We start from the raw sequence: 15,006 nt of genomic DNA on the forward strand, positions 1-15,006 counted from the left end.
GGACTGGCAGCTTTCGGGTGCCAGACCACTAAAGCGGACGCTGGACGATCGTCTCGTTCGAGGCCGCAAGCGGAATGACGGCTTCTGGTGGCTGCCAGTTGATAGCGGACATTCGGCGTGCGGCAGACCGATGGCTTACGGGGGGCCGATTGCGGTCTGTCAGTTTCAGGCAGAAAAAGAACTGCCGTTGCGCGGACTGCGAACGGGCTACCTGGTTGGCGAGGAGGATGCACTATGCACTATGCCTTCAGCTCTCTGGTCCCGTCGATCGCCAAGTGCTGCGCGAGTGGATGACCGCTGGTCGCCGCAGCATTGGGGCGCTCAGGGGTAACTGCAAGCCGAGCGTGGTCGCGGAATGTCCATGGCGACCTCGCACACGCCTGCAATCACCAGCCAGCATGATCACTGCAGCGGCGTCGCGCTGGCGGCTAACACTTTGGCAATGCGAGAGGTCCAGCATAGGGCAGTCATCCCAACCCTTGATTCAAGTTGCTCAGTCCACGCGTTTCGGTAGTCATCCCCGCCTTCAATGCGGCGGCCACGCTTGCCGACACGCTTGACGCCGTGCGCGATCAATCGGTTGCCGACCTCGAGGTCATCGTCGTTGACGACGGCTCGACGGATGACACGCGCGGCATTGCCTTGCGCTACGCCAGCCAGGACAGGCGCTTCAGGTGCATTTCCGTGCCCAATGGGGGCGTCGCCTCTGCCCGCAATACCGGAATTGCGGCGGCGCGTGCACCATATGTCGCGCCCCTCGACGCCGACGATCTATGGCACCCCGACAAGACAGCTCGGCAACTGGCGGTCCTGATGGCCAGAGCCGAAGTCTCCATGGTCTATTGCAGCCGCCGAAACGTCGATGCGCAGGGCCGCGTGCTCAAGACGATCTCGAAAGCCACACTTTCCGGCTGGGCCTGCCATCGTATGACCGCGTTCAACGCGGTGGGCAATGGCAGCGCCATCATGTTTCGTAAGGCCGATGCGTTGCGGGCCGGAGGGTATGATACGCGCCTGCGGCAGCAAGGCGTGCAAGGCAGCGAGGACTACCTGCTGCAAATACGGTTGGCCGCGATGGGGCAAGTTGCGGTAGATGGCGACTATCTGGTGGGTTATCGGAAGAGTGCCAATGCCATGTCCAATGACGACGCTGGCATGCTGCGCTCCCGAATGGCGGCGCTACGGATCGTAGCGGACGAATTGCCCGAATTGGCGGCGACAGCGCGAGCAACGTACAAGCGGTGCCAGTTCATTCTGGCGCTGAAGCACCTAGCCGCAGGCAACTGGGGCAAGGGGCTGCCCCAGGCAGCGGACTGGGCGCGCGGCATCAATCCGAAGCTGGTGGGCGACAGCCTGGGCTATCTGCAGCATCGCCGACGCACCCGCGATCCCGTTGCGATTGCCAGCGAACCGGGCCGCCCTTTCGGCACCTATCGATGCAACGAAGCTCCGGAGGAAGGCACAAGTGGCTATCTGGAGCGCATGCTGGCAGAGCTGGAACCTCTTGACCTTGCCTATGGGGTGGGCCGGGCCGCGGCTCAGAGCTTGACCGGGTAACCAGCGAACTCCAGCCACGTCAGCGTTCGACGCTGCGCTTCGGCCAAGGAGACTATGGGCTCGTATCCCAGTTCATCGGTGGCCCTGGTGTAGGGTAGTTTCCAGCCACAACGATGCAGCAGGCTCATTTCAAGCGTAGCAATCGGCGCGGCGGGGGCCGACCCCCTGCCCGCTTCGCCGGTCTTGCCGATCCTCATTTCCCGCATTCCTGCCCGCATGGCGGCCTTTATCGGCCGGGGCAACCGCCTGGCGAAGCCTTTCAGTATTCGGTTGTTTCGCAGGAGAGAGACCAGGCCGGGCGCCTGTTCAGCTGTCGGTGGCGGCAACTGCTCCAACGGATATCCCAACGCCTCCCCAATCGGGGCCAGCAGGTCTCGCCAGCTATAGGTCTCGCGATCGCCCAGGAGGTAGGCCTGTCCATCCGCGGTTTCGCTGGCAACCGCCAGGGTGATGGCATGAACCAGGTTGTCAACGTAGATGCCGTTGCAGATGCCCATGCCGCCATCGACGAGGTAAGCCTGCCCGGCAAGGAGGGCGTCCGCAAACCCGCCCACCCAGAACGAGCGTGGCCCGTGCACGATACCGGGACGCAAGATGACGACCTCAACATCCCCCTGCCGCCGCAAAGACAGCAGGCGCTCTTCTGCCTGCACTTTGGCGTTGTTGTAAGCGATCGGCTGGTGTTTCGAGAGCGCGGTCGCCTCGGTGGTATGGGGTGCCGGATCCTGGCCGTGAACCGAGGCGGAACTCAGATAGATGATGCGCCTTACGCCTGCCGCCCGGGCCGCATTGTAGACCGGCTCCACAGAGCCGACGATGGTCTGCAGGTCGCCGGCAATCGCATGGAGTACACTGTCGCAGCCACGGAAGGCCTCGGCGAGCGCGGCCTTGTCGCGGCCGTCCGCGACGCGCGAGTCCAGTTCAAAGCGGCTCGCCAGCGCCAGCGATTGGGCGGTGCGCACCACGGGTATGACCTCGAACCGGCCACCCAGATGCAGCATTTCGACCGCCCGGTTGCCGATGAAGCCTCCCGCCCCCAGAATGGCCATGCGCTCCATCAGCGGCTACCCGCCAGCGATTCTGCGCGGGCGGCCTCTACCGGGGCCAGCCAGGGAAGGTGCATCGATATGCGATCGGCGTAGCAGCGCTCGATCAGGGAAACGCTGGCAGGCACGGATGTCACACTCGCTCCCCCCGTCCCGCCAGGCAGCGCACCCTCGATCTGACGGACAAAGGCCTGCTGAAAGTCATCCTTGTCCGAGACCATCATGCTGACCTTTGCAGGCACGTTGCCCAACACTTGAAACTCGTAATTGAATGGGTCGTTGACTTGCCAGGCAAGCCAGCCGCCGGAGCCGACGATCCTGTAGACGTTCGGCTGCGCCCAGTCCCGGCTGAGCCGCACGGTCGCCCGAAACGAAGGATAGTCGAGCCGAACCAGGCAGTTTGCCTCCACGCCGCCGAATGCGTCGTCCAGGTAGTCAAACCGGTCCGGAGCGCCAAACCACCAGTGGAGCAGATCGAGGCAGTGTGTGCCGATGTCCTGCAGCACGCCGCCACCTGACGAGGAGCGGGAGAAGTATGTTGGTCCTGCGACGGGCCAGGCGAACGGCCCTCCCTCGAAGCAGGTAACGCCGGTTATCTCGCCGAGCAGACCCGACCGAACAATGTCCCCGATCGCCTTGGTGGCAGGAAACTGCCGCCGCACATAACCGGCAGATAGCCGGGTGCCCGTACGCGTTGCAGCGTCGATCATCGCCTGGGCCTGGGCGGCGCCGATCGCGAGCGGCTTCTCGCATAGCACGTCCATCCCCGCCTCCATGGCGGCGATCGATTGAGCCATATGCAACATGGGCGGAGACGCGACGATCACCAAGCCGGCCCCAAGCTCGAGAAGCTCGTCGAAGCTTCCGACGGGCTTCCCGTCCACCAGCTCTGCAAAGGTGTGCGCCCTGCCGGCATCCGGATCGAAAGCAGTTATCCGGCCCACGACGCCGCCGCGACGAAGACGCATCAGCGCGGGCGCGTAATAGAGCGTGCTTACCGCGCCACACCCCACGACCGCAACATCAGTACCAAGGGTCATCTAGGTCTCCCCCGCCCTGAGGAGGGACCGCAGCACAGCGCCAAGGCCCGCACGCGCAACGCCGGGAGATGGGCGGAAGCGGATCGCCTGCCAGGCCTGCGCCAGCGCCGCCGGGACGTCGCCCGAGCCGGCGACACGGCGTGCCATGGCCAGCGCGGCCTTCGCATATGTCTGCCTTGCGCGCCTGACGGTGCTGCGGCGATCTGCCGGGGGTAGATAGTGGGCGAAAATATCCATGGCTCGACGTGTATAGGCCATGTCCGCGCCCGATCGGATATGCCGGCCGGTGTTAGAGTGCACATGCATGCGATAGCTCGCCAGCGGCCGGGGCTCGTACCAGAAGGCATAGCGTGCCGCCAAACGCACCCACATTTCCCAGTCCTCGCTGCAGACAAGCCGGCGATCGAATCCCCCCAGCTCCACATAGGCGTCGCGGCGGACGGCGATAGACGGCGTCATGATGCGTTGCTCGCGGGCCAGACGGATCAGATGATTGGGCAGAGGGCCGGCCCGATCCTCCTCCTGTTCGGTGGTGCTCAACTCCTCGCCAGTCTCGTCGATGAGCCGAGCTCGGCAGAATGCTGCCCCAATCTGCGGACTCGTCCGAAAGCCCCTCTCCAACGCTTCGTAATAGCCTGGCCCGACCAGATCGTCGCCATGCAGCAGGTGGACCACCTCGCCCCGCGCCCGCTGCAGGCAGGTGTGGAAATTGGCGATATGACCGACATTGGTGGGTTGGCGGGTGAAGGTCACCCTGCCGCCGCCCAGTTCCTCGACAATGGCTCGTGGCTCATCACTATCGGATGCATCGTCGACGACCTCGATCTGCATCCTGTCGGGGCCCTGATCCTGAGACAGCACGCTGGCCAGGGTCTGGCGGAGATAGGCGCCGCAATTATACGTCGGGATCATCACCGACCAGAATGGGCGAACCACGTTGTCTGCGACCGGCTCGACGACGTCGCGATGGCGCATGTCATGAAGGGCACTGTCGCTCATGGCCTACCCTCGGTCCGCGCGAGCTTGAGCGCCAGACTCAAAAATTGCCGCCAGCCGACTTCGCTGCCGATGCCGCCACTGCGCAAGCTATGGAAAAGCGCGCGCCGGGCTAGCGATACCTGTCGGTGGTCGAGATAGTCTGCCGCCCAGTCGAAGAACAACCGGGTGGCGCCCGCCCTGGCGAGATCATGATGGCGCCGCCCCAGGCAGCGGTCCATCCTAATGAGGAAGGTGAAAGTGCTGTCGAGCTTGGCCGTTTCCGAGCCGGTGCTGAACATGCCGCCCTCATGCAACCGATAGACCGCTGTCGGCTCCGGATCGAAAGCCAGATCCCCAGTCATCGCGCACAGGATGTAGAGAGGCCAGTCCGTGCGCGGAAAGAAGTCATCGTACCACGATGGGACGTCACGGATCGGCGCCAGTCGCATCATTCCGCCGGCCGTTGCGTAGGGATTGCCGTGCCAGATTTCCCGGAGATCGACCCGCTTGGCCTGGTTGGGGGGCGTCCACAGGGCATCGGTCAAGATAGCAGCGTGGGCAACTCTGGCATTGAAGAAATGGGCAGCGCAGTCGGCATGGCGCAGCAGAAAGCCAGCCTGGCGCTGCAGCTTATCCGTGGTGCTCCAGTAGTCGTCGCCATCCAGCAGCGCGACGAACTCGCCTCGGGCAGCCCGCAGTCCCCGGGCCACCGTCTGATTGCTGCGAAGGTTAGTCTGGGAAAGAAGAAGCCGGATGCGCTCGGGGAAGCGGCGGGCATAGTCCTCCACGATTGTCCGCGTTCCGTCGGTGGATGCGTCCTCGCTTATCAGGATTTCGACGTCGAAATCGGTCACCTGAGCAAGAGCGCTGTCGATGGCCTCGGCGATGTAGCGGGCATGGTTGTAGGTGACGATCAGGACGGTGACGAGGGGCATTACGGACGCCTTCGTAGCGTTCGAAGTAACGCCCTTGCGGCGCGTACTGGCAGGCGGCGCAGTTGGCGGACCAAGCGCTTGAGCCGCAGATAGAGCATGTCGAGCGAGCGTTGCGGGCCTGGCTCGGCGTATGGAGCACGAGCCAGGCGCAGGGCCCGCTGCACATCAGCCGCCGTCAGGTTCATCGCCGAAATGTGCTCCGCCGACCAATTGAGAAAGGCAGCACGGGCATGATGACTGCCTTCCCGCTTGTATTCACCCGACTTCGTCGCTGCGGCCGATACCGAGGCCTCGTGCTGGCGGTAGCGCGCCAGGCAATGCGCGTGCACGAAGACGGGATAGCGCAGGAAAAGCTTGGTCCAGAGAGTCTGGTCTTCGTAAAGCGTGAACCGCTCTTCGAAGCCGCCCACTTCATTTATAGCGGAGCGACGAATGAGAACGCCGCAGGTGCACGGCACGTGCCAGTCAAGCGACAGGATAACCTTGGACACTAACGCAGGCGGCATGTGCAGCCGACCCGCTTCACGGTGCATGGGCTCCACCCAGCGCCAGGGATGTTCTCCGTCTCGCCACCATTGGGTGGGGCCGTAGACCATCGCCGCCTGCGGATGCCGGGCGAACAGCGTCAGCTCGAAGGCAAGTTTCGTCGGCTCATAAAGGTCGTCGGCATCCAGAAAGCCGATGAACTCGCCCGTGGCAATCGCCAGTCCGGCATTTCGCGCCGCCGCAGCACCCCGCTGGCGGCCGTCCGGGCGGCTGACGGAACGGATGCGCCCGTCATCGCGGGCTGCGGCTTCGGCAATCGCCAGGCTGTCGTCAGTGGAGCCGTCGTCCACCACGATCAGTTCCCAGTCCGTTTCGGTCTGCGCCTGAACGCTCGCTATGGCCTCCCCCAGAAAGGCCTCAGCATTGTGGACCGGTGTAATGATCGAAACCCTTGGCATCTAGGGCCTCCTGGACCAGGTTGGGCGCCTTGGCCGCAGCACAGCCCAGCATTGCCGCAGGCCCAGCCGAAGGATCTGCGCCAGGATTGCCGGGTTTGCAGGCGCCGTGCGGAGCACATAGCCGAAGAACCAGGCGAGGAATTTCAGGTGAGCGCGGTCGACCACGCGGTCTTTGGCAGCGCGCGCGGAGAAGCTGGCAGGATGCTGGCGGTAGAGGGCCCAAGTTCTTGACGACACGTAAGTTGGAGCGGCCAGGAGAACCTTTGCGAAGAAGACTTGGTCCTCGAACATATTGCGGAAACGGTTTTCGAACCCGTCCACATCGCGCACGAGGTCCGTTCGCATCAGGGCATTGCAGGTGGTCGGCGTCTGGCTCTTGTTCTCGAGTAATACGGTCAGGAGGCGTGGCGGGTCGATGACACTGTCAGGCGACACGCCCAGATCGTAGTAGTGGTCGTCCGCCTGGACCCCGGTATGCCAAGAGTGCCAGATCTGCGTCCGCCCATAGATCATCTGCACGTTGGGATGGGCATCCATCACTTCGACCTGTTCGGCCAGCTTTGTGGGCAACCAGACATCATCGCAGTCCAGAAAGCCAATGAGGGCCGAACGCGCTGCGGCGATGCCAAGATTGCGGGCGGCGCTCATGCCATGATTGCCCGCGTCGGGATGGGCAATGCTGAACACCCGGTCGGGGTAGCGCGCGGCGTATTCGCGGGCAATGTCCAGGCTGCGATCGGTGGATCCATCATCGGCGATGAGCAGTTCCCAGTCGGAAAAGCTCTGCGCGAGCACACTCTCGACGGCCTCCGCCAGGTAGCGATCGCCATTGAAAACGATAATGATCACGCTGACGCGGGGAGACAGTGACTGATTATGCATGGCCGGCAAGCAGGCGCTCGAATGCGCCTGCCTCCAGCCGCCCGATAGCCAGTCGGGGCAGCGCATAGGGGGCATCACCGGGCCGTATCGCACCTGCACGGGTGGTGCAGGCGAACGGGAAGCCGGTGGCCGCGGCCGCAGCCATGCTGTCACGGTCATAGTCGCCATAAGGATAGGCCAGTCCAACCGGGTCAATTCCAAGATGCTCGGAAATCCACTGGCGGCTCCGCAGCATTTCGCTCTGCTGGTCGGTTGCATTGAGCTGCGATAGCGAAGGATGGCTCATGGTATGGGCGCCGATATCGAGATGGCCGGGCCGCGAGAACGCCTGGAGCTGCGGGAGGGACATGCAGCGATCACGCGCTGGAGCCTCCCCGGGCAGACCCGCCCAGTCGATCAGGCGGGCCAGTGCGCGCCGGCGTTGCTCGGGATTCATGGATTTGAGGAGAGCCCAGACCTCGTCGTGAACGATCCGGCGGCTGGTTCTCGGCAGGTGCCAGGACCGGCGCTGGCCAGCCGCGTCAAGCTCGAGCAGGGTTGGCAAGTCAGGCGCAGCCAGGAAGAGCCGCGCCAGCGTGTCCCACCAGAACCCGGCGGCAGAGCCGACGAAATCGGGTGGCAGGAACATGGTGGCCGGACAATCATGTTGCTCAAGCAGGGGCTTCGCCGTGTCCAGGACGTCGACATAGCCATCGTCGAAGGTTATCGCCACCATGCGGTGGGCCGGTCGTCCCTCAACCAGCCGGCGGACCAGCCACGACAGCGGTACTACTGACCGGTTCGCACTTAGCACCTGAAGTTGGGCAGCAAAGAGCGCCGGGGGGACGGCAAGGTCCCAGGGGTCGTGGTCCAGATCGGCGACACGGTGATACATCAGAATCGCGGGGCGCTCTGCCGACAATGCCGTGCGGAAGGTGCGCGCCAGCCGCCCCAATGCCGCACGGGCCTTCATGAGCGTTTCCTCGCGCTGGCCGCGACAAGAACCGGGCAATAGGGATCATCGACGTCGAGGTCGTCCGGGTGCATCTCGTGTTCGGCAAGGCCGTAGAGAAACGCGGATGCGGACAATGCATTGCCATAGCTATCCACGGCGATGTCGGCGACGTCAAACCAGGTTTCCAGAAGCTTTTGCAGCCCGGCCGGCGAAATGGCCCAATACCAGCTTCTGCCCCACTCGCCCTGGTCGATAGGTGACAGCCATGGAACCGTAATCAGCACCGAGCCACCAGGCCTGAGGGCCTTCCAGATCGTGGCGATGGCGGTGGGCATGTCGAAGATGAGGTGGAGAGTCTGCGTCAGGACGATACAGTCAAAGCTGTCGTCGGGGAGGTTGTGGGCGCCTGACAGGTCGCCGACATAGGTTACCCCGGCCTGTCCTTCGAAACGATGGAAGGCCTCGGCCGATGTCACCCGGTCACCGCCGAACTGTCGCGTATAGGCGGTATCCCCGATCTCGAGCACGGTGCCACGGATCAGCTCGGCATTTCGGGCGAGAAAATCCTCTATGTAGTAGCGGTCCAGTGGCTTGCCGCGATCATAGCCGAATTCCGTGCTGATCCTGTGTGTGCCGATGGCGGCCGCTGACTTCAAACCAGCAAAGCGCCGTAGCCGGGTCTGGCGCCCAAGGCGCCGCCTGACGCCCCGCCCGACCCGCGAGAGGCAAAGCCGGATGGCTCGTGCGGGGCTGGCAAGCAGCAGGGCAATTGTCTGCCGAAGGGCTTTGCCGATATGCCTGCGGGTCTGCAGAGCGGACTTAAGCTGCCCGAGTTGCACGGAGCCATAGTAATCGAACCAGCGGGCCTGGCCGCGACGGCGGGCGGCGTCCCATGCGGGACTGGTGCCGGCAATGGCGCTCTGCTTATCGAGCACCCTGCGTGCCGCCCGCAGCATGCGAACGGTATCGGAAGACATATTGTCTGTGTGCTGGCGGTATTCGGCGACTATTTCAGACCCGCAGGCTATCGGGTAGTCCTTGGCGATGCGCAGGTAGACATCATAGTCTTCGCAGGCCGGCAGAGCCGTGTCGAAGCCTCCTATGCCGACTAGGGCATCGCGACGATAAAGGACCGTCCCGTGCATTCCGATGCAGTTCTGGGACAACAGCGTTCGGTAGGGGTCGCGCCCAACGGGACGCAGCGCGCAGTCCCTCTGCCAGTCCGGATTGGTACCGAACAGACGGTAGGCACCGTAGACCAGGCCGCATGCAGGTTGCCGCTCGAAGCGGCGCAGCAGCGTCTCCAAGGCAATTCCGGTCAGCCGGTCGTCGGCATCGAGGAACAGGACGTGTCGAGACTTGGCGATTGCCAGCCCGGCATTTCGCGCGGCGGACAATCCCTGATTGGCCTGCTGGATGATGCTGACGCCGGCGAATTTGGCCACGACGGTTTCGGGGTGATCGGTGGAGCCGTCATCGACCACGATGATTTCGTCTGCCGGCCGCGTCTGGGCCAGAATGCTGTCAAGCGCTTCCCCCAGGTAGCGGGCGTGATTGTAAGTGGTGACGACGACTGAGACCGAAGCGGCTCCGGTCGCTCCTTGTGGCTTCGTCATGAAAGCATCTCGGTTGACCATTCCAGCCGGGGACGAACGGCGCCCTGCCATTTCCCGTGCCAGCCAAACCGGCGCTGCGGATTGTCGAGAATATCGAAAGTCAGCAGATCGGGCACAGACAGGATCAGATCGCCCCGGTCGCGGAGCTCCAGCGATATCCGGTGCGGCCCGTCGTTCATCAGGTCGGCGGGCACGATACAACGTTCGCGACAACGACCAGCTGGCACGGGTCCCGGCTCGTTGTTGCGCCCCGCATCGAAGATCACCAGGCCCTCCTCGTTCTGGACAATGAGGCTGGGATTGATGTGGGCACCATCGCGCAGGTTGTCGTATTCGAAGCTCACGGCGAAAGGGGTACCGACGTCGATGGGCGCCCCTGCGGACCTTCCCACAGCCTCGACCCGCGCATTCCGCAATCGGACGGATTCATTGCCCGCCGCATCCTGCCCGTCCCAGTTGCGCTCCATGCCGCTGCCGACGCGATCAAAGCCGGTATATCCCGCGATCACATCGGCTGTGGGTCCGTCCGCGGATATCTTTCCATGATCGAGCCAGATGGCACGGTGGCATATGGATTGGACGGCAACCAGACTGTGGCTGGTGAATATGATCGTGCGCCCGTCACGAGCGATGGAGTCCATGCGGTTCAGACATTTCTGCTGAAATTTGTGATCGCCGACAGCGAGGACCTCGTCCACGAGCAGTATGTCCGTGTCCAGGTGCGCCGCTACCGCGAAGGCCAGCCGCATGTACATGCCACTTGAATAGCGTTTCACAGGCGTGTCGATGAATGACTCGACGCCCGAAAAATCGACGATCTCGTCGAAGTATCCGTTCACCTCGGCCCGCGACATTCCCAGAATCGCCCCGCTCAGAAAGATGTTGTCCCGCCCGTTCAGCTCAGGGTGAAATCCGGTACCTACCTCCAGCAGGGAACCAACCCGACCGCGATAGGTGATGGCGCCGCGCGTCGGGGGCGTGATGCGGGAGAGAATCTTGAGCAATGTGCTCTTGCCAGCGCCGTTCTCCCCGATGAGACCGACCACCTCGCCCCGCTCCACCGAAAACGAAATATCATCGAGAGCCCAGATCTCGCGACGATCCTTGCTGGCGGACCTGACGCCGCCCGGGCGCCACGATGATGCCGTCGAACCAATCAATTCGGCCAAGGTGGAGATTCCGGCGCCCTCGCCAAGCTGGTAGCGCTTGGAAAGCTGTTTGACTTCAATTGCCGGCAACAACATTGTGCTCCTAGATCAGGTCGGCGAAGCCGCGTTCAAGTCGCACGAAAATGTAAAGACCTGCCCCCAGGATGACCGTGGCTGACACGGCCGATACCGCCACGAGGGACCAAGGATCGCCGGACCCGCCCAGCAGTGCCCAGCGGAATCCTTCGACCACGCCGGCCATCGGATTGAGCCCGAGCAATGGCCGCAGATGCTCCGGCACCAGGTTGGACGAATAGACCACCGGGGTGGCGAACAAACCCAGTTGCAGCATGAGCGGAACCAGATGACGGACGTCGCGATACCTGACGTTGAGGGCCGCAAGGATCGCACCAAGACCGAGGGCAGAGAATAGCGCGATGACCACCAACGGAATGATCGCCAGGGCGCGTGGCGTGGGCAGAATTCCGGCAATGGCGAGGACGGGCACCAGAAACGCGATGGTGATTGCGAGATCGATCAATGGCGACAGCACCGCCGACACGGGCAAGCTAAGACGCGGAAAATAGACCTTCTCGATAAGCGAGGCATTGTTGACGGCACTGCTGGCCGCATTGGTCAGAGCCTGCGAGAAGTAGGTCCAGGCGGCCAAGGCGCAAATGCTGAAGGCCCAGTATGGCTGACCATCGGAGTCGAGCTTGACCAGCGTGCCGAAGACCAGGGTGAAGACCACCATGGTGAAAAAGGGGGGCACCAACGCCCATGCAGCACCGAAGAAGGTCTGCCGGTAGCGCACCTTGAGGTCGCGCCACAGCAGAAAGACGACAAGGTCTCGACCGGCCCAGAGTTCCGCCAGCTGAGCAAGGGCCGCAGTCCGGTTCGGGCTTATGGTGGTCAACGATCCGTCTGGCTGATCCGACATGGGATCCTCACTGATGCCCCACTGTTCTTTACAAATGTTCCGGCGCTGCACCGCCTTGGGCCACGCTAGAGACGCATCTCCCGGCGGAACCAGTCCACGCTCCTGAGCACCCCCTCCTCGTACGGGATCTGGCACTTCCACCCCGGCAGCACCTGGTTGCAGAGGGTGAGATCGGGACGGCGATTGGTGGGATCCTGGGGGACCGGCGGCAAGAACACGATGGGCGAGCCGGGAAAGCTGGCATTGATGAATTGCGCAACCTCGAGAACGGAGATTTCGCGATCGTTGCCAATATTGAGGGGCCCGGAATAGTCCGTGCCGTCGCTCCAGAAGTAGCGCTCCAAGCCATCGACGATGTCATCGATATGGCCCCAGCTCCGGCTTTGGGAGCCGTCGCCATAGACCGTCAACGGTTCGCCACGCAGGGCCTGGGTGATGAAGTTGGAGACGGCGCGACCGTCGTCGGGACGGGTGCGGGGGCCATAGACATTGAACAGGCGGGCGACCTTGACCCGTGTACCGTGGACGTTGCTGGCCCCGAACAACATGGCCTCGACGCAGCGCTTGCTCTCGTCGTAGGAGGATCGCGGCCCGGTACAGTCAACCGAGCCCCGATAGGATTCGGGCTGCGGATTGACCAGTGGATCGCCGTAGACCTCGGATGTCGAAGTGTAGCAAATCACGCCCCCCGGCTTGAGCATGCCCAGCAAGTTCATGGCGCCGAGGACATTCGCCGAAATCGTCCTCAGGGGCTGGGCCATGTACCATGGCGGTGATGCCGGGGAGGCCAGATGGTAGATTTCGTCGAACTGGGTATCCGATTTGAAATGCTCGACGTCGGCCCGTACGAATTCAACCCGTATATCGTCAATTGCACTAAGGTTCTCTATGCGGCCGGTCCACAAATTGTCGACGACAACAATTCTACTGACGTCGTTGCGGCGGCAGAGCCTGTCCGCCAAATGCGAACCGATGAAACCGCACCCTCCAGCCAAAAGAACTTCAATCATTGTTATTCCACCATGGCGGGTCCACCAATGATTGATAGGCGCTTCGGGAACCTCCGGCAATTTCATTGGGTCATTTACCCTAATGACTTGGTTGCAACTCGCAAGATGGGCGAGCTTCTTCGTATGGTCACCATATGACGTGAGAATGTGGCATATCCCGCAGGTTGGCGATCGCCGCGCTGGCGAGGCGGGTTCAGCGGGCTGGTGACGCCCTAGAGTGGAGTGCGATCGGGTCCGCGGACTAGCATGGCTGCTTTCGGGCACTGCGGCTTTATGTCGGAATAGCCGGAATGGGGTCGAAAGCTGACCCACTAACGACTTCGTTTCCTCTTTGGCCATTTCGGCCAGAGGAGAACAGTTATGGGTATTTCTCAATATGACCCTGCTGCAGCACGAAAGTCGGCTTGGAACGCCGGCAAAACAGGTTGGCGACGGTGGTAGCGATGACGGCGGAGATAATGCCAGTGACGCCTCAGACACCGGAGATACGGCAGATGCCGACTACTTAGTCGACGCGAATGGAGACTTCATACTCGACGCGAACGGCAAGAGAATCAAAAAGCCGAAGACGGTAGACTTCTCCACACTCGACGTGGGGGGGAGAATCCCATGCTGACCACCCATGGGACCATTAGATGAGGAGGCGGCCAGCTTTTTGACCTGGCTGCAGCGGCGAGCGGACGCAACTATCCCCTGCGATCTGGCCCGTGGCAATGCGCCTGTTCGTGATCGCGACGGCGTACTCCTGGTACCGCAACTTGTACACGGTTGAGGCCTGGCCTGGCGCCACGCTGCTTCCAAGGACCAAGCTGGTTGACGGAGGCCACTTTTGGCGCTGAGTTGCCGTTGGCAGCCGGTTATCGGTATGGCACTTATCCACCCCATTGCAGACATCATCTGACGCAGTTTTCAGACGTGCGAGATCACCCGACTCAATCGCGTCGCGGAAGCGACGTGTCAGCCGCCGCCCACCGTGCTCGCCACCGGGCCGCCGAAGACCTTGATCATGGCCGGAGCCATGATGACGATGAACAGCACCGGCAGGAAGAACAGGATCAGCGGCACGGTCAGCTTGGGGGGCAATGATGCGGCCTTCTTCTCGGCGTCCATCATGCGGCCCTCGCGACCTTCCTCGGCCATGACGCGGAGCGCCTGGCCCACCGAGGTGCCGTAGCGGTCGGCCTGGATCAGGGCGGTCATCACCGACTTGACGCCGTCAAGACCGGTGCGGCGGCCCAGGTTTTCATAGGCACGGCCGCGATCCTCAAGGAAAGAAAGCTCGGCGGTGGTGAGGGTCAGTTCCTCGGCCAGGGCCACGCTCTGAGCGCCGATTTCCTTAGCCACACGCTTAAAGGCATGTTCCATCGACATGCCCGCCTCGACGCAGAGCAGCAGCAGATCGAGGCAATCGGGCCAGGCCTTCTTGATCGATGCCTGGCGCTTGGACGTGGTATTCTTGAGCATCAGGTTGGGCAGGTAGACGCCCAGCAGGCCGGCGCCGATGGCATAGACGAGGTTGAGATAGAGCGGCCGGTCGCCGGGCGAAAGCACCATGACATAGACGCCGACCAGCGCGAACACGACCAGGGGCGTGATGAAGCGCATGAACAGGAAGGTGGTCAGGTGCCCCTGCCCGCGATAGCCGGCCATGGCCAGCTTGTCGACGGTGGCATCGTCCTGGAACGCCTTCTTGAGATCGAAGCGCTCCACCACGTTCTTCATATAGGTCTTGGTTTCGGCGCTGCGGCGAATGCCCCTGCCCTCGGCAGCGACGCCGCCGCGCAGGCGGGCCATTTCCTCGGCGCGCATCTTCTCGCGTTCGAGCGCCACGCGCTTGATGCGGTCACGCATCTCGGACTTGACGATGAAGCTGGAGCCGAAGGTGAAGACCACGGCAGCCATCGAGATGGCGGCCAGAATGGCGATCAGGGAATCACGCTGGGTCAGAAGCTCGATGATGTTCACGACAGCGCTCC

Annotated in this window: 14 protein-coding genes; 2 read left to right on the top strand and 12 right to left on the bottom strand. The window is 62.8% G+C overall.

Annotation, left to right across the window (positions count from 1 at the left end):
* The first annotated feature begins 489 nt into the window (after nt 1-489).
* Nucleotides 490-1,557: a glycosyltransferase family A protein gene (locus IH615_RS19925; RefSeq protein WP_291364693.1), complete on the top strand. Its 1,068-nt coding sequence runs from the start codon at nt 490-492 to the stop codon at nt 1,555-1,557.
* Here the strand turns inward: IH615_RS19925 and IH615_RS19930 are convergent.
* The 11 genes from IH615_RS19930 to IH615_RS19980 form a co-directional block, all read right to left on the bottom strand.
* Nucleotides 1,539-2,615, bottom strand: a complete 1,077-nt coding sequence (locus IH615_RS19930) for an NAD(P)-dependent oxidoreductase (protein WP_291364694.1) — start codon at nt 2,613-2,615, stop codon at nt 1,539-1,541. The two genes, IH615_RS19925 and IH615_RS19930, sit on opposite strands and share 19 nt — an antisense overlap.
* A complete protein-coding gene (locus IH615_RS19935; RefSeq protein ID WP_291364696.1) occupies nt 2,615-3,643 on the bottom strand; it encodes a Gfo/Idh/MocA family oxidoreductase in 1,029 nt (342 codons plus the stop codon). Before IH615_RS19935 ends, IH615_RS19930 begins: the two co-directional genes overlap by 1 nt.
* Complete coding sequence (locus IH615_RS19940) at nt 3,644-4,642, bottom strand: glycosyltransferase (RefSeq protein ID WP_291364698.1); 999 nt, start codon at nt 4,640-4,642, stop codon at nt 3,644-3,646.
* Nucleotides 4,639-5,556 carry a glycosyltransferase gene (locus tag IH615_RS19945; RefSeq protein ID WP_291364700.1) on the bottom strand — a complete coding sequence of 306 codons (918 nt, stop codon included), beginning with the start codon at nt 5,554-5,556 and terminating at the stop codon, nt 4,639-4,641. Before IH615_RS19945 ends, IH615_RS19940 begins: the two co-directional genes overlap by 4 nt.
* Nucleotides 5,556-6,500 (bottom strand): glycosyltransferase, encoded by a 945-nt coding sequence (locus IH615_RS19950; RefSeq protein ID WP_291364702.1) that lies wholly within the window; start codon nt 6,498-6,500, stop codon nt 5,556-5,558. Before IH615_RS19950 ends, IH615_RS19945 begins: the two co-directional genes overlap by 1 nt.
* Nucleotides 6,501-7,349 (bottom strand): glycosyltransferase family A protein, encoded by an 849-nt coding sequence (locus IH615_RS19955; protein ID WP_291364704.1) that lies wholly within the window; start codon nt 7,347-7,349, stop codon nt 6,501-6,503. It lies immediately after the preceding gene.
* Nucleotides 7,350-7,374: 25 nt separating this feature from the next.
* Nucleotides 7,375-8,334: a polysaccharide deacetylase family protein gene (locus IH615_RS19960; protein WP_291364706.1), complete on the bottom strand. Its 960-nt coding sequence runs from the start codon at nt 8,332-8,334 to the stop codon at nt 7,375-7,377.
* Nucleotides 8,331-9,932 carry a glycosyltransferase gene (locus tag IH615_RS19965; protein ID WP_291364708.1) on the bottom strand — a complete coding sequence of 534 codons (1,602 nt, stop codon included), beginning with the start codon at nt 9,930-9,932 and terminating at the stop codon, nt 8,331-8,333. The genes IH615_RS19960 and IH615_RS19965 overlap by 4 nt, the downstream gene beginning before the upstream one ends.
* Nucleotides 9,929-11,176 (bottom strand): polysaccharide ABC transporter ATP-binding protein, encoded by a 1,248-nt coding sequence (locus IH615_RS19970; RefSeq protein ID WP_291364710.1) that lies wholly within the window; start codon nt 11,174-11,176, stop codon nt 9,929-9,931. The genes IH615_RS19965 and IH615_RS19970 overlap by 4 nt, the downstream gene beginning before the upstream one ends.
* A 7-nt stretch (nt 11,177-11,183) precedes the next feature.
* Nucleotides 11,184-12,020: an ABC transporter permease gene (locus IH615_RS19975; protein ID WP_291364712.1), complete on the bottom strand. Its 837-nt coding sequence runs from the start codon at nt 12,018-12,020 to the stop codon at nt 11,184-11,186.
* 65 nt (nt 12,021-12,085) lie between these two features.
* Entirely contained in the window at nt 12,086-13,030 is a 945-nt protein-coding gene (locus IH615_RS19980) for an NAD-dependent epimerase/dehydratase family protein (RefSeq protein ID WP_291364714.1), read from the bottom strand.
* A gap of 376 nt (nt 13,031-13,406) precedes the next feature.
* On the opposite strand from IH615_RS19980, the gene IH615_RS19985 reads away from it, so the two are divergent.
* Nucleotides 13,407-13,646, top strand: coding sequence for a hypothetical protein (locus IH615_RS19985; RefSeq protein ID WP_291364716.1), 240 nt, complete (start codon nt 13,407-13,409; stop codon nt 13,644-13,646).
* Between the two features lie 341 nt (nt 13,647-13,987).
* On the opposite strand, the gene IH615_RS19990 is transcribed toward IH615_RS19985, so the two are convergent.
* Entirely contained in the window at nt 13,988-14,995 is a 1,008-nt protein-coding gene (locus IH615_RS19990) for a type II secretion system F family protein (RefSeq protein WP_291364718.1), read from the bottom strand.
* Nucleotides 14,996-15,006: the final 11 nt, after the last annotated feature.

The sequence above is a fragment of the Devosia sp. genome, from assembly GCF_014860165.1.
In the GTDB taxonomy this organism is placed as follows: domain Bacteria; phylum Pseudomonadota; class Alphaproteobacteria; order Rhizobiales; family Devosiaceae; genus Devosia.